Origin of the sequence: Salinibacter grassmerensis, assembly GCF_947077765.1 — a bacterium.
GTDB lineage: Bacteria > Bacteroidota > Rhodothermia > Rhodothermales > Salinibacteraceae > Salinibacter > Salinibacter grassmerensis.
The window spans coordinates 64,899-82,234 of sequence record NZ_CAMTTF010000004.1; the positions used below are offsets into that span (position 1 = coordinate 64,899).

Sequence of the window (17,336 nt, forward strand, 5' to 3'; positions counted from 1 at the left end):
GTCAGGGTCGAGCACCCGTCTTGGGCGGAGTAGAAACGACGTTGGGGGCACGAGCGAGTATCCAGCTCGGGGTACGCCGGTGCCGTAGTCCGAACGGTCTCAGTCGTTGGGCGATAGATCGGTCACTTCTGCACCGATCGATGCTGGCACCTCTCTCACCTAACAACAAAAACGGCTCCGTCGACTGACGGAGCCGTTCAAGGTGAATACTAAATCAGTAGCGGGGGCGGGATTTGAACCCGCGACCTTCAGGATATGAGCCTGATGAGCTACCACTGCTCCACCCCGCGGTGTAAAGCATCATCTGGTATTCGCCACGTCCCCCTGAGTTCCGTCATTCGTCGGTTTCACGGCGATCTAAAACCAATTCAATCTCTCTTCGGAAACCGGCCAGTACCAGATGCTCAGAGCCGCCTCCCGGACTCGAACCGGGGACTTCATCCTTACCATGGATGTGCTCTACCACTGAGCTAAGGCGGCCGCTACAACCTGTACGGTGAGCGGGAGACGGGATTTGAACCCGCGACTTTCACCTTGGAAGGGTGATGCTCTACCCCTGAGCTACTCCCGCAAGGTGCTTTCAAGCTTGCAGTCCCGAGCATTCTCTACTCGGGGCATCTCATTTAAGATCGAGGTGGGCCGGGGAGGATTCGAACCTCCGAAGGCATAAGCCGGCAGATTTACAGTCTGCTGCGTTTGGCCACTTCGCTACCGACCCGAGGAGCTACTCGGTGCTGATTCGACCAGTTGGTCAACTCGGCGTTGCGGTTTCCCTTCTAGATTCTGACGGCGGAAAAGTTGCCCGGGAGGGGGGCGAATTTCAAATGAAGAGGTGGAGCTTCCTGTATTCCGGTCTGCCTGGGTCGGTGTCCCTGGTCCCTCCCCCGGTGAACTCCGTCTTCGATGAGTGGTTGGAGGAGCCGATTCGTGACGCTGTTTCCTCCAATTCGAATCCCTGTATGAACGTCATCGCGACGATTCTGGCCTACACGGGCCTCGCGATCGCATCCACCGTCGTCGTCTGGAAGGGCAGTGAGTGGCTTGAATCATCCGCCGAGGAGTTGTCGGCGTATTACCAGCTTCCCCCTCTCGTGCAGGGGTCCGTTGTGCTCGCAGTCGGATCGAGCTTTCCTGAACTTTCGACCGCCGTGTTATCCGCCGCCCGGCACGGCGACTTTGAACTCGGCGTTGCGGCCGTCGTGGGCTCCGCCCTTTTCAACATTCTCATGATTCCGGCTCTCGCCGGCCTGTGGGCGGGGGAGCAGCTGGAGTCGACCCGCGATCTGATCTATAAGGAGACCCAGTTCTACCTCATCTCGATCGTCGTCCTCCTGCTGGTGTTCTCCTTCGCTGTCATCTACAACCCCCTCTCGGGAGATACGGTGGCCCAGATTGGGGGCGTGACGCGCGGCCTCGCCCTGCTTCCCCTCGCGCTCTACGTCGTGTACGTGTATTTACAATACCAGGACACACGGGATTATCAGCCCGAGGCCCCTCCCGCCGACATCTATCTTCCGAAACAGGCAGGATGGCTCGTAGGATCGCTACTGGTCATTCTCGTCGGGGTGGAAGGGCTCATTCAGTCGGCCGTGGCGTTCGGTGACATCTTCGGCACCCCAAGCTTTCTGTGGGGCATTACGGTCGTTGCAGCCGGCACCTCCGTGCCAGATGCCTTTGTCAGCATCCGGGCGTCTCGGTCCGGCAGTTCCGTTACAAGCGTGGCCAATGTGCTGGGCAGCAATATCTTCGATCTCCTCGTCTGCATCCCTGCCGGGGCTCTCGTCGCCGGTACGGTCGCCATCAACTACTCTGTGGGGATGCCCATGATGGGGGTGCTTTCTCTCGCCACCCTCGTCGTTCTCCTTACAATGCGGTCGGAAATGGTGTTGACCACGCTCGAGGCCTGGGGGCTCATCGCCCTGTACTTGGCATTCGTGGTATGGATGGGGGCCGAGACGGTGGGGACCGTCGATCTGATCCCAAACCTTCCCCCTCCCGGCCCGTAACGTGTCCCCATTAGCGGTCGCGCCGTTGGGACCGGGGCCTACTACTCGTCGTCAAAGTCAAGGGCCGCAGAATTGATGCAATACCGTTGTCCTGTAGGCTCTGGGCCGTCCTCAAAGAGATGCCCAAGGTGGGCCCCGCAGTCGTCGCACACCACCTCGGTCCGGCGCATCCCGAGGCTGTGGTCGGACTTCAGCTCGACGTTTCCCTCTTCCACCACATCGTAGAAGCTAGGCCAGCCGCTGCCAGACTCAAACTTGGTGTCGGAGTCGAAGAGGGGGGTTTCGCAAACCACACAGCGGTATAGGCCGTCGCCCTTGTGGTCCCAGTACTTTCCACTGAAGGGTTTCTCCGTGCCCGCCTCTTGGGTGACATGGTACTGCTCTTCGGTCAGCTCATCACGGAGTGTGTCATTGGACGGACGGAGCGGATCAATTTCAGCCATGGTGGGGGATGCTGTTCTGAAACGTATTAATCTAGTGTACGACCGGTGGGACTCAAGAACCGGAGGCACCGCCGGTTCCGGAGGCGTGATCTTCCTCCGGCTCGCCTCCCTCTTCAATTACCTCGGCCTCGTCGGGCTCGTGCTCGTCCACTGACCCATTCTCCTCAGACGCGACTTCGCCGTTGGTGCCGTTGGTCGTAGGCATGTGGCCGATCTCGTCGGTATCTCCGTTCACAAGGTTGAGGACGTCCTTGCCGGGCACTTCTTCCCGTTCGATGAGCATCTCGGCCAGCTGGTCGAAGGCCTCGCGGTGCTCGGTCAAGGTATCGACGGCCCGCTGGAAAGCATCTTCGGAGATGCGGCGGATTTCCTCGTCCACCTCTCGGGCCGTGTCGTCACTGTACTCGCGTCCCTTGGCAATCTCGTCGCCGAGGAACACATTTCCCTGATCTTCCCCCAGGGAGATGTGCTTGAACTGGTCCCCCATTCCCCAGTCGAGAACCATCTTTCGTGCCATCTTCCGCACCTGCTTGAGGTCGTTCTCGGCGCCACTCGTCGCGGTGTCGAAGATCAGCTCCTCCGCCGCACGGCCGCCCATGATGACGGCCAGGCGATCCAGGATGTAGTCGAGCCGATAGAGGTACTTGTCCTTTTCTGGCAGTTGCTGGGTCACTCCCATGGCCTTCCCCCGAGGCACAATGGTCACCTTGTGCACCGGGTCGGCGTTGGGGAGAACCGCCCCGACGATGGCGTGGCCAGCCTCGTGGTAGGCCAGGAGCCGCTTCTCCTCATCGTCCAGCACCATGCCGTCACGCTTGAGGCCCATCATGACCTTGTCTCGCGCTTCCTCAATGTCGCTGTACCGAATGGACTCGTGCTCGTAGCGCCCGGCCAGGAGTGCCGCCTCGTTGAGTAGATTTTCGAGGTCTGCCCCACTGAATCCAGGCGTGCTGCGCGCGATCTCCTCAAGATCCACGTCGTCGTTCAGCGGCTTATTCCGGGCGTGGATCTTCAGAATCTCGTGGCGGGACTGCTTCGTGGGCAGGTCCACAGTGATCTGTCGGTCAAAGCGGCCGGGCCGCGTGAGGGCCGAGTCAAGAATGTCGGGCCGGTTTGTGGCCGCCATCACGATCACGCCTTCGTTCTCTTCGAAGCCGTCGAGCTCCGACAGCAACTGGTTGAGGGTCTGCTCCCGCTCGTCGTTGCCGCCCCCGAGGCCCGCCCCCCGCTTGCGGCCAATGGAGTCAAGCTCGTCGATGAAGATGATGGCCGGAGACGTTTCCTTTGCCTCGCTGAACATATCCCGGACGCGAGAGGCCCCAACGCCCACAAACATCTCCATGAAGTCGGATCCCGACACGCTGAAGAACGGGGCGTTCGCCTCACCGGCCACCGCCCGGGCAAGCAGTGTCTTGCCGGTTCCCGGCGGGCCTACCAAGAGGACCCCCTTCGGCACCTTGCCCCCGAGCCCCTCAAATCGCTTCGGGTTCTTCAAGAACTTGATGATCTCGCGGAGCTCCTCCTTCGCGCTGTCGGCACCGGCCACGTCGTCAAACGTGGTGTCCTCCTCGTCCTTATCGTAGAGCTCTGCCTTGCTCTGCCGGACCGAGAACAGCCCCTGGCCCTGTGACTGCATTCGACGGAGGAAGATGTACCCCACTCCGAACAGGAGGAGAACGGGCAGGAGTCCCATGATGACCAGCCCCCATGGGAAGCTGCTCTCGGGCTTCGTCACCACGTTCACCCCTTGTGACTCAAGTAGGTCCATGAGCTGCTCGTCCCCGAACGAAGGGAGGTAGGTCACAAAGTTTTGATACTCGACCGTATTTCCCTGTTCGGTACGGGTGGCCTGGGACTGCAGCTTGCCGTTGATGGCGTTGCCCTCCACCTCCACGCGCTCCACATTTTCCTGCTGCAGCTGCGTGCGGAACTCGCTGTAGCTAATGCGCTGGCCCCCCGACGCCCCCATGCCAAAGTAGGTGTATGCCCATAGGGCAAGCAGTGTCCCGGCAACGACCCAGACGATGAGGCGCCCACGGCTAGTTCCTGAGGGCCCTCCTCCGGGCAGCCCGGATCCGTTCTGATCGTTATTCTGAGAAGTTTGGTCAGCCACGTCGACTCAGTCAATTAGGAATGATCATCGAGGGCTCCCTGGCACGGGGACGTTGCCCAGAGCGCAAGGGTAGACCCAGAACATCAAGCGTCTCCTCATACACCCGTGGGTATGGATTGTGTCCCACCACAGGCCTGTAGGGAATGTTCTTTCATTCAGAGAATGTACGTTACACAGACGTTTCGGGGATGGGTCCGGAGATATCGGTTGCTTCTATTCCACGGTGAAGATTATTGTGTAAGCCCTTTCACCTCCTTCTCTTTTCGTTCACCGGTCCCATTTTCCCTCATGTCCACTGACATGTCGCACCCCTCTAACTCGTTTCCGTTCGGCCAAGATGTCGTGTGGCGCCCCGACCCGGACGTCGTCGCTGACTCAAATTTGCGACAGTTCATGGATCAACACGACCTGGCGGACCTCTCGGCCCTCCGAGCACGGGCCGCCTCGGACGTCGCCTGGTTCTGGGACGCGGTGCTCGACGACCTGGACATTGAATTTTACGATCCGTACGACCAAATCGTCGACCTCTCGGCGGGCATTGAGCGGCCCTCCTGGTGCGTAAACGGGAAGATGAACATTGTCCACAACCTCCTCGACAGGTGGCAGGGCACGCCCGTGGAGGACCGCGCGGCGCTGCGCTGGGAGGGCGAGGACGGGACCACGAAGACGCTGACGTACGGCGAGCTTCACCGGCGCGTCTGTCGCTGTGCAAACGCGCTGCGGGAGATGGGGCTCGGGACGGGCGACCGAATTGGCTTGTACATGCCCATGACCCCGGAGATCGTCATTGCATTCCTGGCGATCGCAAAAATTGGGGGGGTGCTGCTGCCTCTCTTCAGTGGGTACGGGGTCGGGGCACTGGTCACCCGGCTCCAAGGGGCGGAGGCGCAAGCCCTCTTCACGGCCGACGGCTTTGCGCGCCGAGGTCGTCCCATCGAGATGAAAGAAACCGCGGACGCGGCCGTCGAGCAGTGCCCCACGGTCGAACACGTCATCGTCCGTCGTCACCTCGGGCGGGATGACACGCCCATGACGACCGGGCGCGACCGCTTCTGGGACGATTTCGTGGCGGGGCACGATCCGGAGGCCCGCACGGCCCGCACCAGCGCCGACGACGTGGTCATGGTCATCTACACGAGCGGCACCACCGGGCCGCCGAAGGGGACGGTACACACCCACTGCGGCTTTCCCATCAAGGGCGCGCAGGACATGTACCACCCGATGGACCTGAAGCCGGGAGAGACGATGTACTGGATGAGTGACATGGGATGGATGATGGGCCCGTGGCTCGTCTTCGGCACGCTCACGGTGGGGGCGACCATGGTGCTCTACGACGGAGCCCCCGATCACCCTGACCCTGGACGCCTCTGGCGAATGGTAGACGACCACGAGGTGACCCACCTCGGCGTCTCCCCCACCCTCATTCGTGCCCTCAAGACGCACGGCGACGCGCCCGTGACAGCGTCCAATCGGTCGAGCCTCCGCGCCATCGGTTCCACCGGCAGTCCTTGGGACCCCGAGTCCTGGTCGTGGTGCTTCGAAACGGTGCTCGACGGCGAGAGGCCGATTCTTAACTACTCCGGCGGCACCGAGATCTCCGGCGGCATCCTCTGTGGCAACTTCCTGGAGCCCCTCAAGCCCGCCGCATTCTCCGGCCCAGTCCCCGGCATGGACGCCGACGTCGTGGACGCGGACGGCACGCCGGTCCGGGAGGAGGTCGGCGAGCTCGTCCTGCGGGCGCCCTGGATCGGCATGACGCGCGGCTTCTGGGGCGACGACGACCGCTACCACGAGGCGTACTGGGATCGGCTCGACGACGTATGGGTGCACGGCGACTTTGCGGCCGTCGACGAAGACGGGCTCTGGTACATCCTGGGCCGCTCAGACGATACGATTAACGTGGCCGGCAAGCGCCTCGGCCCGGCCGAGATTGAGGCGCTTCTCAACGCCCACGAGGCGGTCGCCGAGAGCGCGGCCATCGGCGTGCCACACGACGTGAAGGGTTCTGAGATCGTCGCCTTCGTGATGCTGGAGCCGGACCACGCCGAAACCGCGGCCCTCCGCGAGGAGCTGATGCAGGTCGTCGTGGACGAGATGGGCAAGCCCTTGAAGCCGCGTGAGATTCGCTTCACCGACGCCCTGCCCAAGACGCGCAACGCCAAGGTCATGCGGCGCGTAATCCGGGCGGCGTACCTGGGAGAAGAGCTCGGCGATACGTCAAGCCTGGAAGACCCGAGCACCGTCGAGGCCATCCAGGAGGCGCGGTAGGATCCCCCCTACTTCTGCGCCTCGCCTGGCCCACAGACAAACATCCCCCATTTCTCGCCATTGAACAGTGTACGAACTCGTAAAGGAACGATGAATCCAATCCGATATGTGGGTGCGTCTCGTTGCGCTCCTGGCCGTCTTGACGTGTGTGCCTGGGGGCGCGTCGGGCCAGTCCACCGGCGTCATTGAAGGACGGGTGCTCGACGCCGACTCGAATGCGCCACTCCCCCGCACCCACGTCTTCGTAGTGGAGTCAATGCACGGCACCGTGACCGATTCAAGCGGGCGGTTTCGGCTGGAGGGCGTCCGCCTGGGCTCGAAGCGGCTGTACGTGTCGCGGGTGGGACACGAGCGGCGTGCGCTCTCCCTCCGGCCCGCCCCCGATCGTCCCTTGACCGTGACCGTGCGCCTCGACGACAAGGTGCTCGATTCACCGCCGGTCACGGTCTCGGCGGAGCGCGACGACGAGTGGTACGAGCGTCTGGACCACTTCAGGCGTCTGTTCATCGGGCGCTCGGACCTAGCAGAGGACTGCACGCTCGTGAACCCCGAGGTCCTCCGCTTCGACGATAAGTGGTGGGGTCGGTTCGAGGCGTGGGCCGAGAAGCCGGTGGTCATCGAAAACCGGGCCTTGGGCTACCGCCTCACCTACTTCCTGAAGGAATTCGAAGAGCGGGGGTCGGTGGTGCGGTGGGACGGCGAGCCGCTCTTTGAGGCCCTCACGCCGACGGACTCTGCGGAGGCCGCCCGGTGGCGGCAAAACCGACTGGGGGCCTATCGAGGGTCCCTCCGTCACTTCCTCCGTGCCCTCATGAGTGACCGGCTCGACGCGGAGCACTTTGACCTCTACCGCCTGCCTCGGGCGTCCGCCGTCCGCCGCACTGCGCGCGCCGATCGCTTCCCCACGAGCCGCGATCGCATTCTGGAGGCCGGCCCCGACTCCACCTATCTCCTCAACGCTCACGATCGGCTGGAGGTGGTCTATCACGGGAGGCCGGAACGCAAGGCGTACCTTGAATGGGCCGACCTGCGCCGGCGCACGCCTCGGGACCACCAGACGTCCCGGATCGAAATCAATGAACGGCCTCTCCACGTCGACCCGTCCGGCGAAATTATGGAGCCCTACGGGGCCACGCTCTACCAGTATTTTGCCTTCACCGCCCGGATGGCTCAGCGCCTGCCTCGTGGGTATGAACCGCCGCGGTAGCGCGGCCGGTCCCTCAGCTGGCCCAGAAGGCATTTTCGTAGTGGTGAACCTCCGGTGCCCGGTCGGTCAGCATGACCGTCACGACGTCGAAGCGGGCCGGAGCCCCCTCGGACGCATGCTCGTGGAGGTAGCCTCGGGCCGCGTGGTGCAGTGCCTCTCGTTTCTGTGCGGTGATCGAGGCTTCCGGCGCCCCAAATCCCGTCCCGCTCCGGGTCTTTACTTCCACGAAAACGTACTCCGTATCCGCACCGGGCCTCCGACACACCAGATCCAACTCGTTGCGTTCATAGCGGTAGTTGCGCTCCAATATCTCATAGCCGGCCTCGTCGAGATGGGTGGCGGCGATCTCTTCCCCGCGGTCTCCAATGTCGTTGGTCGTTGCCATGACGGACAGGGGAGCATCCCATCAGGAGGAGTCGGGAGAGGTGGTGGTGTCCTCGGACTCGCCCAGCCGGCGCGCCACGGCGAGCAGCTGCTCGATCTGATCGACATCTCTGTTGCGGACGAGCGGCAGAAGGGCCTCGGAGGCGCCCTCGAGCACGTTCAGGAGGTCGATGAGGTCGGCAAAGCGGTGGTGGAGCGCCTGTTCGGGCCCTGGATGGCCTTCGAGCGGCTCGCCGTCCTCGACCAGCAGATCGGTACACTCCTGGAGACGCGATCGGACGGGATGAATCTCCCGACGCTCACGTTCTTCGATGATGCATGCGGCAATCCGCCACACATCGGTCTCTGCCCGGTAGTAGTCCTTGCGCGAGCCCGGACGGTGCGTTTTGTCCGCAAGGTTCCAGTCCACGAGCGACCGGAGATTCATGTTGGCGCTGCCCCGGCTCACGTCCAGACACGCCATAACCTCGTCGGTGCTGAGGGGCCGCGCCGCGCAGTAGAGCAGCGCGTGAATCCTCGCCCTGGTGCGGTTGATCCCCCACGCCGACGCCATCTCCCCCCAAAGGGAGACAAATCGGTCGACGGCGACTCGGGCCTTGGAGTCGCGGTGAAGGTCCAGGAGATCAAGCCCGGACGGCTCGGGGGATGACATGGATGAGGCTGTGTTGTTGGCAGCCCGGTTTTCTGGGGGAATGCCCACCAGCGTGATGAAGCCAACTCCTAAATCCCTCCGAATTGTTTCTCTCAGGCGGGGCGGGTCTACACATCACGGTTCACGGTTCGTATGCTCATGTCCCATCACTGAGATGCGCTACACCTGCCGTCGCACTCACGAAGCACTTTTCCACATCATTCGAGGCCCATGTCCGCCCCCGCCCCCCTCTCGCCCCCCATCGTCACCCTCACAACGGACTTCGGCACGGAAGATGCGTATGTGCCGTCGATGAAGGGGACGATGCTCTCCATCTGCTCGGACGCACGACTCGTGGACGTGACCCACGAGATCAGCCCACAGGACGTCATGGAGGCGGCCTTCGTGCTGCAGTCGGCCCGCCCCTACTTTCCCGACGGCGCCGTGCACCTGGTGGTGGTGGATCCAGGGGTGGGCACGGAGCGACGCGCCGTGGCCCTCCGCGCCGAGGGGCAGTGGTTTGTGGGCCCCGACAACGGCGTCTTTCCACTCGTGCTGGATCAGGCGTCGCCAGACGCCATCGTAGAGCTCGACGATCCGACCTTTTGGCGGGACGAATCGCCAAGCACGACGTTTCACGGCCGCGATATTTTCGCTCCCGCCGCGGCCCACCTCGCCGACGGCCGGTCCGTGGACGCCCTCGGGACGTCGATCGACACGCTCGAACCGCTCCGCTGGGCCCGTCCGTCGACCGGTGCCCAAACGGTGCAGGGCTGGGTGGTGCATGTGGACCACTTCGGCAACTGCATCACGAACATCCGGCGCCCGGCGATGGCCGAGGCCGCCGGCCTAGAGGAGCGAAATCCACCGCTCGACGCCTTTCCGCCCCTCAAAACCTATGCGGGCAACACGACCCTGCAGGCCCTCCACCCGACGTACGGGGCCGTGCCAGAGGGCGACCCGCTCTTGCTTTTTGGAAGCACGGGCTACCTGGAGATCGCGGCCAATGGGGGGAACGGCGCCGAACTACTGGACATACGAAAGGGCGATTCCATAAAAATTGTCTTCCAGGGGCCGTCTGAATAGTCCTGGTCTTCGGTTGCGTCCTCTACGCCCCAGGTACTTTTTCCCATGGCGCTCGCGTCTACGTCCCCCGACCCACCCTCTCCCCTGAAGAACCTGGAGGCCCTCTACCCACTCGCCTGCACGCTGGTGGGCGACGAGGCCGCTCCGTCCCTTCTCGTCCGGGTTTACGAACGGGTGGCCGACGCGCCACCGGACGAACGCCCCGATACCCCGGAGGACTGGCTCGCTCTGCTCCTTCGGGAGGCCCCAGAACAGGGCCAGCCCCCCGGCGGCCCGGAAGCATCCAACCCCTCGGCCACTCCGGATGCGGGGTCACTTCGACGCGACACCGCAGAGCGCCTCGCCCGCAACACCATGCCTGTCGCGCTCGCAACGTGCTCGACTGCAGAGCGATTTGTTCTCGCCCTGAACGCGTCCCGACTGTCCGAGGCGCCCCGATCCGCCCGGCTTCCCTTGCTTTTTGACGCCCCCCTTCCTACCGACCCGTCCGCGTTGCTAAGAGAAAAACTACGGGCGGTGCTCTCGGCCCCCGAGGCCGACCTGATCGACGAGACCCTCTCCGACGCGGAGCTGCAGGGAGCCCTGCGCAACGTGCTCCGGGATCACTTTGCCCCAGTGCCCAGCTCCCTCCGCGCTCGTCTCCGTGCCGTCCTGCGGTCGTCTTCCTCCGCGGCGGACGAGGAAGAGGAGGACGAGGATGCCCCCGGAGCGAACCCCTCTGCGGCGGTCGACACGTCGGGCCGTCTGCTCGGCCGGCTTCCATCGCGGCCGAAGCCCCGCACTCTACTGGTTGTCCTTTTGATGGGGGTCCTCGTCCTCGGTGGGGGACTCGGGGTGTCATACCTGACAGGGTCCTCGTCGGCCTCTTCCCCGATGCCCCCAACCCTCACGGCCTTTTCCGCGGGGCAGGCCGGGGCCGTGACGACCGAGCTCGCGACCACACAGCCGGCCGAGGCGGAGGCCTACCTGGACTCAACGTGGGGCCGCCAGGTGCGCCTGCCCTCCATTGAAAACGCACAGCTGCAGGGCGTCGGGCAGCTCCGGGCGTCCGGCAACACCGAGATTCCCGTCGTGCTGTACACGGACGACGATGATGCACGCATCGCTGCGTTCGTGTACAGCTACGCCCTCGTCGACCGGCTCGACGACACCGCGACCCTGGACACGCAGGTCCGATCTCAGCTGGCCCAGCGCAACCAGTTCGTCGCCGACGGGCAGACCGCCGGGCCCGGCCTCTTGTGGCGCGATCGGGCCAACATCTTCGTCGTCGTCTCGCCTACCCTCTCCTCCGACACGCTCCGGGCACGGGTACAGCCGTAGACACTACCCTGCACCCGCCGCCGGAATCTCGATGCGGAAGGTCGATCCCTCTCCGACCGTCGACGACACGAGTTCAAGGCGTCCGCCGTGGTAGCTTTCGATCACGCGGCGGGCGAGGCTCAGGCCCAGTCCCCAGCCGCGCTTCTTGGTGCTGTACCCCGGTCGGAAAATGTTATTCCACTGCTGTCCCTCGATCCCACGCCCCGTATCTTCGACCTCGATAAAGACCTGTCCCTCTTCCTCCCACGCCGTCACCGCGATGCGGCCCTCCGCGTCCTCAATCGCGTCGAGGGCATTCTTGAGGAGGTTCTCGAGCACCCACGCGAACAGCTCCTCGTTGGCCTCGGCCCGCACCCGCCCGGGCAGGTCCACGGTTAGCGCGATGGACTGGCCCTGTTGAGGAATGCGCCGGCGGAGGTAGCTCGCCGTCTGCTCGATGATTGGCACCAAGTCACAGCGTTCCAGCTTCGGCTGCGAACCGATGTCCGAGAACCGATCCGCAACCCGCTGGAGCCGCTCCACGTCGTTTTCGATCTCCGTCAGGGCCCGCTCACGCTTGTCCTCCGACAGGTTGGGCGTGCGCAGCATCTGAATCCACCCCATGAGGCTAGACAGGGGCGTCCCGAGCTGGTGGGCCGCCTCCCGGGCCATCCCCATCCAGAGGCTGCTCTGCTCGCTGCGGCGGATGTAGGAGAAGCCAAAGTAGCCCACCATCACGAACAACCCGACGAACACCAGCTGCACCCACGGAAACACACGTAGCTCCGTGATGAGGGCCGACTCGTCGTAGAACACGTACTGGGTGAGCCGATCCGAAGAGGTGCCTGTCTCCTCCCCTGGAGTGCCGGACACATCGATCCGAACCGGGATCGGCTCGAAGGCCGACCGCATGTCGTCCAGTTTATCTCGCAGCTGTTTCTGTACCCCTGGGGACCCGTCCACGGGAAGCGCCGCGGTGGTGTCTGGCACCCCTACATTCTGCCAGCTCAGCGGCCGTCGACGCGTCGAGTCGGTGATGATGGCCGGCACCTCGAACTGGTCCGGCTGCAGGATTTCGTTCAGGATGAAGTTGAACTCCCGCGTGGGCGGCATGGCCCGGGCCCAGTCGACCGCCTCCTGCAGGGCGGCCACCTGTTCAGCGGAGAGGGTGTCGCCGGCGGGACGGGCCTTCAGGGACTGCAGAAGCGAGTCGAGCCGGCGGAACTCTTCCCGATGCGGATTCGACGCCTGCTGGGTCTGCACGACCTGCTCCAGCCCATCGGCCCAGAGCTGGATGACCGCCTGCTCACGCTCCTGCAACCGATCGACGAGCCGCTGGGTGTACCAGAGCGACGCCAGGGCAATCCCCACGGCAAAGACGATGAGGCCGAGCTTGAGTTGGACCGACCACCGATAGGCGTCCATGGCACCGCGGGGTTGTGTACGTATGAGTCCACCGCGAGGGACGAACGTACGAACCGGGTCCTCCCCACGGCGAGCACTCCCCGCCGATCTGGGGACTCAGGCCGCGGCCATCGGCTGCACGTCCGTAATGATCTGGCTGCGGCGCGGTCCGTTTGAGACCAGCCCAATCTCCACGTCGAGGTAGTTCTCGATGAAGGCGAGGTAGTCTTGGGCCGCTCGGGGAAGGTCGTCGACATGACGCACCTCCGAAATGTCGGCCTCCCATCCGGGCAGGGTTTCGTACTGGGGCTCCACGCGGGTGAGGTTCTGCGGCTCGCTCGGGAAGCGCCGAGAGGTCTTGCCGTCGTACTGGTACTCCGTGCACACCTTCAGCTCGTCAATCCCGGAGAGGACGTCGAGCTTGGTCAGGGCCAGCTCGTTGAAGCCGTTCACCATGCAGGTGTAGCGCAGGGCCACGAGGTCGAGCCAGCCGCACCGGCGGGGACGGCCCGTGGTGGCCCCAAATTCGCCGCCCTTCTCCCGCAGCGCCTCTCCGACCTCCCCGTCGAGCTCTGTGGGGAAGGGCCCGTTGCCGACGCGCGTGCAGTACGCCTTCGCGATGCCCAGAACGCGATCGATCTCGGTGGGCGCGATCCCGAGCCCGGTGCAGCACCCGCCGGCCGTGGGGTGGCTGGAGGTGACGTACGGGTAGCTGCCAAAGTCGACGTCAAGGAGCGACCCCTGAGCCCCCTCGGCCAATACGCGGGCCCCGTCGTCGAGGGCGCGCGAGAGGTAGGCCGAGGTGTCGGTGACGTAGTCGTCGATCTTCTGGTCGAACTCGACATATTCTTCCACGATGCGGTCCACGTCCAGCGCCTCGGCGTCGTAGACGTCCCGGAGAATGGCGTTCTTCTCTTCGATGGAGCGGCGGAGTTTCCGGCGCAGCACATCCTCATCGAGCAGATCGACCACCCGGATGCCGGTGCGGGCGAACTTGTCGGTGTACGCGGGCCCGATGCCCCGTCCCGTGGTCCCAATTTCGTCGTCGTCGGACGCGGAGGCTCGGTCCTCTTCCTGTGCCGCCTCGATCGCCTTGTGGTACGGCATGATGAGGTGGGCGTTGTGGGAGATCTTCAGCCGCCCCTCCACGTCGATGCCCAGCGACTCAATCTTTTCGATCTCCTCCAGGACCGCCTTCGGGTCCAGCACCACGCCATTCCCGATGACGCAGGTGACCCCTTCGTGGAAGATGCCGCTCGGCACGAGGTGAAGGACAAATTCTTCGGTCTCGCCCTCCTCGTCCCATACGATGGTGTGGCCGGCGTTGGCGCCGCCCTGGTAGCGGGCCACAATGTCCACGTCCGGGCTCAGAAGGTCCACAATTTTCCCCTTCCCCTCATCGCCCCACTGGCTTCCAATTACGACAGATACTGGCATGGCAAACGGTATCGATTAAAAAGCAAGTCGGTGTTGTCGTCTGCGCTGCCCCCCTTACGCTGCGCTCCCTTCGAGACGACGGTTCAATTCCACGATCGTGGGCGAGGCGACGAAGATCGACGAGTACGTTCCGATGACGACCCCGACGATGAGGGCGAACGAGAAGCCCCGCAGCACCTCGCCCCCGAAGACAAACAGAATCGTGACCACGATGAGAGTGGTTAGGGAGGTCACGACGGTTCGGCTCAGCGTCGCGTTGATCGACCGGTTTACGATCTCGTCGAAGGCCTCCGTCTTAAACAGATTGACGTACTCTCGCACGCGATCGAAAACCACGACCGTGTCGTTCAGCGAATATCCCACAATCGTGAGGAACGCGGCGATAAGGGACTGATCAATCTGGAGAGAAAACGGGGCGATGCCGGCCAGGACCGAGAAGATTCCGAGCGTAATCGTCACGTCGTGCACCAGGGCCGCCACGGCCCCAAGGCTGTAGCGCCACTCAAAGCGCACCATGATGTAGAGGAACACGACGAGCAGGGCCCCCAGCACGGCGTAGATGGCCCCCCGCTTCAGGTCCTCCGCGAAGCGCGGCCCCACCACGTTGGTGCTCTCGATTATGATGTCGCGCCCCGAAAACTGCGCGCCAAGTGCCGACAGCACCTGGTTCTCCATCGTCGTAATGTCTCCCTTCTTCGAAATTCGGACCAGGTGGCCGACGTCCCCAAACCGTTTCACCTCCGGCTCCTCCTCAAATGATTCTGTGAGGGCGGACCGGACGTCGACGGTTTTCAGGTCCGTCGTGTTGCCCACAACAAACTCCATCCCCCCGCGGAAGTCAATGCCCAGGGCGAGCCCCTTCGTGAGCAACGAGAGGATACTGATCGCAAGCAACGTCCCCGAGATGATATAGCCAATGCGGCGGTTCGGGATGAGACTGTAGTCGGCGTTTTCGAAAAGACGCATGGTAATCCGTCGTTGAAGAAAAATCCCGTCGTGATGACAGCCTGGTGTGGGGGCGGCGCCCTACCCGTAACTCACCTGCATTCGGCGTTCCTCGACCATGTAGTCGAAGACGATGCGGGTGACGATGATGGCCGTGAAGAGCGAGGCGAGAATCCCGGCCATGAGCGTAACGGCAAAGCCCTTGATCGGGCCGACGCCGAAGGAGTACAGAATGACGCCGACGAAGAAGGTCGTGATGTTGGCGTCGAGGATGGCGCTCAGAGACTGCTCGTAGCCGGCATTGATCGCGGCACGGAGGGTCTTGCCGGTGGCCTGCTCCTCACGCACCCGGTCGTAGATGAGCACGTTGGCATCCACGGCCATACCGATCGTGAGGACGATCCCGGCGATGCCGGGCAGGGTCAGGGTGGCACCGAACCCGGCGAGGATGCCCATGATGAGAATCAGGTTCAGCAGCAACGCAATGTCGGCCACGACCCCGGCCGTGCGGTAGTACATGATCATGAAGAGCACGACCAGAAGAAACCCAGCCACGACGGAAATAAAGCCGGCCCGCGTGGACTCCTCCCCGAGGCTCGGTCCGACCGTGCGCTCCGAAATAATGTTCAGGTCCGTCTGGAGCCGGCCCGACTGCAGGACGGTGACGATGTCCGAGGCCTCCTGCCGCGAATCAAGCCCGGTAATCTCTGTGCGCCCCCCGGAAATTCGGCTCTGGATGTTCGGGCTCGAGTACACGACGTCGTCGAGGACGATCGACACGCGGTTTCCGATGTTCGCCGCTGTAATCCGGTCCCAGCGTCGCGCGCCGTCCGAGTTCATGGTGATGGAAACCTTCGGGTCATTTGTCTGCCGGTCGAACTGAACCGACGCCTCCGTGACCACCTCGCCGGTGAGCTCCGGCTCCGCCCGGACGGCCAAAAGGTGAAATGCCTCGCGCCCGTCCTCGGTGGTCAGCACGGGACTGGCCGTCCACATCGGCTCGACCCCAGGGGGCATCATCTTCTGAACCGACGGGTCCTGGAGAAGCTCGTTCACCCGCGACGTGTCGGACGCGAAGGCCCGCCCGATGACCGGCTGGTCCTGTCCGGGCATGGGTTGCATCGCGGCCAGAAGCGAATTCTGGGGCCCCGTCTGCACCCCCTCCCCGGGCTCCGTGAGAGCCGTTCCCTGCTGCCCCCCGGATGCCTCCTGCCCCGACGCCGCCGCAATCTCGGTGCCCTGCGTCACTTCGGACGTGTCGGTCGAGGCCTCCATCGCGGCCGTATCGGCGGCCTGGGCCTCCGCAATGCGGGCGGAGTCCTCCGCGGTCGGCTCGTAGTACTCGATGATGCGCTGTACCGACTCCCCCAACTGCTGAGGATTCGCCATCAGGTGAAAGGTGAGCTGCGAGGCGCTCTCCAGCAGGTCCCGGACGCGCTCTCGCTCACTCACCCCCGGAAGCTCCACCACAATTCGCTCGTCGCCCTGTCGCTGAATGGACGGCTCCGTCACCCCGTACTGGTTGACACGGTTTCGGACGACCTGAATGCCGTTCTGGACGGCCGCGTCCGCCTGGCTCTGCAGGTACTCCAGCACTTCGTCGTTCGAGGAGCGTCGCGTAATGTCCTCGCCCTGATTGCGGAAATACCGGGAGAGGCGGCCGTCCGGATTTTCGGCCTCAAACTCCTCAACGAACGCCTCCACGACCGACACATTCTCTTCTTCTGCGCGCTGCTCCGCCGCCCGGAGGGTCTGCTGAAAGGCCTCATCCTTGTTGACCGCCAACTGGTCGAGGAGATTTCCGACTTCCACCTCCAGCGTCACGTGCATTCCGCCCTGAAGGTCAAGCCCCAGGTTGAGGGAGCTTTCGTCCACCTGCTGAAGCCACTGGCGGTTCTCCTCCTGATACTCCACCCGCTCCCCCTCGGGCATGTTGTTCATTTTGTAGCTGACGTACAGGTTCTGCACCGAGGGAAAGAGGTAGAACCCGCACAGCCCGACGAAGAAGATCGTGAGTCCAACTTTAAAGCCGTTCCCCTGCATAGAAGACACTCGTTCAATTCAAGTAGAACCAGATTGAGAGACGGGCCCATCCGCCGTGCCGCTGCAACGG

Annotated in this window: 13 protein-coding genes and 4 tRNA genes; 5 read left to right on the forward strand and 12 right to left on the reverse strand. The window is 63.6% G+C overall.

All coding sequences use genetic code 11. From position 1 onward, the window contains the following. Window positions 1–218: 218 nt before the first annotated feature. From OJB03_RS10350 to OJB03_RS10365, 4 genes are all read right to left on the reverse strand, one after another. Window positions 219–290 (reverse strand) — tRNA-Met (locus OJB03_RS10350). Window positions 291–408: 118 nt separating this feature from the next. Continuing rightward, window positions 409–480, reverse strand: a tRNA-Thr gene (locus OJB03_RS10355). Between the two features lie 19 nt (window positions 481–499). Further along, window positions 500–571 (reverse strand) — tRNA-Gly (locus OJB03_RS10360). A gap of 64 nt (window positions 572–635) precedes the next feature. Then, window positions 636–718: transfer RNA gene (locus tag OJB03_RS10365), tRNA-Tyr, on the reverse strand. A gap of 241 nt (window positions 719–959) precedes the next feature. On the opposite strand from OJB03_RS10365, the gene OJB03_RS10370 reads away from it, so the two are divergent. Continuing rightward, the gene (locus tag OJB03_RS10370) at window positions 960–2,006 is read left to right on the forward strand and encodes a sodium:calcium antiporter (RefSeq protein ID WP_263787141.1); all 1,047 of its coding nucleotides are present in this window, start codon (window positions 960–962) and stop codon (window positions 2,004–2,006) included. A 41-nt stretch (window positions 2,007–2,047) separates the two neighbouring features. Here the strand turns inward: OJB03_RS10370 and msrB are convergent, their stop codons facing one another. Further along, window positions 2,048–2,449 carry a peptide-methionine (R)-S-oxide reductase MsrB gene (msrB, locus tag OJB03_RS10375; protein WP_263787144.1) on the reverse strand — a complete coding sequence of 134 codons (402 nt, stop codon included), beginning with the start codon at window positions 2,447–2,449 and terminating at the stop codon, window positions 2,048–2,050. A gap of 52 nt (window positions 2,450–2,501) precedes the next feature. Further along, a complete protein-coding gene (gene ftsH / locus OJB03_RS10380) occupies window positions 2,502–4,562 on the reverse strand; it encodes an ATP-dependent zinc metalloprotease FtsH (protein WP_263787147.1) in 2,061 nt (686 codons plus the stop codon). A gap of 288 nt (window positions 4,563–4,850) precedes the next feature. Between ftsH and OJB03_RS10385 the strand changes: the two genes are divergently transcribed. Together OJB03_RS10385 and OJB03_RS10390 are read left to right on the forward strand one after the other, a co-directional pair. After that, window positions 4,851–6,830, forward strand: coding sequence for an AMP-binding protein (locus OJB03_RS10385; protein WP_263787150.1), 1,980 nt, complete (start codon window positions 4,851–4,853; stop codon window positions 6,828–6,830). Between the two features lie 106 nt (window positions 6,831–6,936). Continuing rightward, on the forward strand, window positions 6,937–8,037 hold the full coding sequence (locus tag OJB03_RS10390; RefSeq protein ID WP_263787152.1) for a carboxypeptidase regulatory-like domain-containing protein: 1,101 nt from the start codon (window positions 6,937–6,939) through the stop codon (window positions 8,035–8,037). A gap of 13 nt (window positions 8,038–8,050) precedes the next feature. On the opposite strand, the gene OJB03_RS10395 is transcribed toward OJB03_RS10390, so the two are convergent. Together OJB03_RS10395 and OJB03_RS10400 are read right to left on the reverse strand one after the other, a co-directional pair. Next, window positions 8,051–8,422: a YraN family protein gene (locus OJB03_RS10395; protein ID WP_263787154.1), complete on the reverse strand. Its 372-nt coding sequence runs from the start codon at window positions 8,420–8,422 to the stop codon at window positions 8,051–8,053. A gap of 21 nt (window positions 8,423–8,443) precedes the next feature. Beyond that, on the reverse strand, window positions 8,444–9,073 hold the full coding sequence (locus OJB03_RS10400) for a GbsR/MarR family transcriptional regulator (RefSeq protein WP_263787156.1): 630 nt from the start codon (window positions 9,071–9,073) through the stop codon (window positions 8,444–8,446). A gap of 210 nt (window positions 9,074–9,283) precedes the next feature. Here OJB03_RS10400 and OJB03_RS10405 point away from each other — a divergent pair, with 210 nt between their 5' ends. Together OJB03_RS10405 and OJB03_RS10410 are read left to right on the forward strand one after the other, a co-directional pair. After that, the gene (locus OJB03_RS10405; RefSeq protein WP_263787159.1) at window positions 9,284–10,138 is read left to right on the forward strand and encodes an SAM hydrolase/SAM-dependent halogenase family protein; all 855 of its coding nucleotides are present in this window, start codon (window positions 9,284–9,286) and stop codon (window positions 10,136–10,138) included. A gap of 45 nt (window positions 10,139–10,183) precedes the next feature. Further along, window positions 10,184–11,458, forward strand: coding sequence for a hypothetical protein (locus tag OJB03_RS10410; RefSeq protein WP_263787161.1), 1,275 nt, complete (start codon window positions 10,184–10,186; stop codon window positions 11,456–11,458). A gap of 3 nt (window positions 11,459–11,461) precedes the next feature. Here the strand turns inward: OJB03_RS10410 and OJB03_RS10415 are convergent, their stop codons facing one another. From OJB03_RS10415 to secD, 4 genes are all read right to left on the reverse strand, one after another. Continuing rightward, window positions 11,462–12,862, reverse strand: a complete 1,401-nt coding sequence (locus tag OJB03_RS10415) for a sensor histidine kinase (protein WP_263787165.1) — start codon at window positions 12,860–12,862, stop codon at window positions 11,462–11,464. A 96-nt stretch (window positions 12,863–12,958) separates the two neighbouring features. Continuing rightward, window positions 12,959–14,278 (reverse strand): adenylosuccinate synthase, encoded by a 1,320-nt coding sequence (locus OJB03_RS10420; protein ID WP_263787166.1) that lies wholly within the window; start codon window positions 14,276–14,278, stop codon window positions 12,959–12,961. A gap of 54 nt (window positions 14,279–14,332) precedes the next feature. After that, window positions 14,333–15,244 carry a protein translocase subunit SecF gene (gene secF / locus OJB03_RS10425; protein WP_263787169.1) on the reverse strand — a complete coding sequence of 304 codons (912 nt, stop codon included), beginning with the start codon at window positions 15,242–15,244 and terminating at the stop codon, window positions 14,333–14,335. 60 nt (window positions 15,245–15,304) lie between these two features. After that, window positions 15,305–17,266: a protein translocase subunit SecD gene (gene secD, locus OJB03_RS10430; protein WP_263787171.1), complete on the reverse strand. Its 1,962-nt coding sequence runs from the start codon at window positions 17,264–17,266 to the stop codon at window positions 15,305–15,307. Between the last annotated feature and the right edge of the window lie 70 nt (window positions 17,267–17,336).

Excerpts from the sequence above, each read along its gene's own strand:
- OJB03_RS10370 (WP_263787141.1), top strand. The coding sequence starts at position 960 with ATGAACGTCATCGCGACGATTCTGGCCTACACGGGCCTCGCGATCGCA.
- msrB (WP_263787144.1), bottom strand. The coding sequence starts at position 2,449 with ATGGCTGAAATTGATCCGCTCCGTCCGTCCAATGACACACTCCGTGAT.
- OJB03_RS10385 (WP_263787150.1), top strand. The coding sequence starts at position 4,851 with ATGTCCACTGACATGTCGCACCCCTCTAACTCGTTTCCGTTCGGCCAA.
- OJB03_RS10390 (WP_263787152.1), top strand. The coding sequence starts at position 6,937 with ATGTGGGTGCGTCTCGTTGCGCTCCTGGCCGTCTTGACGTGTGTGCCT.
- OJB03_RS10395 (WP_263787154.1), bottom strand. The coding sequence starts at position 8,422 with ATGGCAACGACCAACGACATTGGAGACCGCGGGGAAGAGATCGCCGCC.
- OJB03_RS10400 (WP_263787156.1), bottom strand. The coding sequence starts at position 9,073 with ATGTCATCCCCCGAGCCGTCCGGGCTTGATCTCCTGGACCTTCACCGC.
- OJB03_RS10405 (WP_263787159.1), top strand. The coding sequence starts at position 9,284 with ATGTCCGCCCCCGCCCCCCTCTCGCCCCCCATCGTCACCCTCACAACG.
- OJB03_RS10410 (WP_263787161.1), top strand. The coding sequence starts at position 10,184 with ATGGCGCTCGCGTCTACGTCCCCCGACCCACCCTCTCCCCTGAAGAAC.
- OJB03_RS10415 (WP_263787165.1), bottom strand. The coding sequence starts at position 12,862 with ATGGACGCCTATCGGTGGTCGGTCCAACTCAAGCTCGGCCTCATCGTC.
- OJB03_RS10420 (WP_263787166.1), bottom strand. The coding sequence starts at position 14,278 with ATGCCAGTATCTGTCGTAATTGGAAGCCAGTGGGGCGATGAGGGGAAG.
- secF (WP_263787169.1), bottom strand. The coding sequence starts at position 15,244 with ATGCGTCTTTTCGAAAACGCCGACTACAGTCTCATCCCGAACCGCCGC.
- secD (WP_263787171.1), bottom strand. The coding sequence starts at position 17,266 with ATGCAGGGGAACGGCTTTAAAGTTGGACTCACGATCTTCTTCGTCGGG.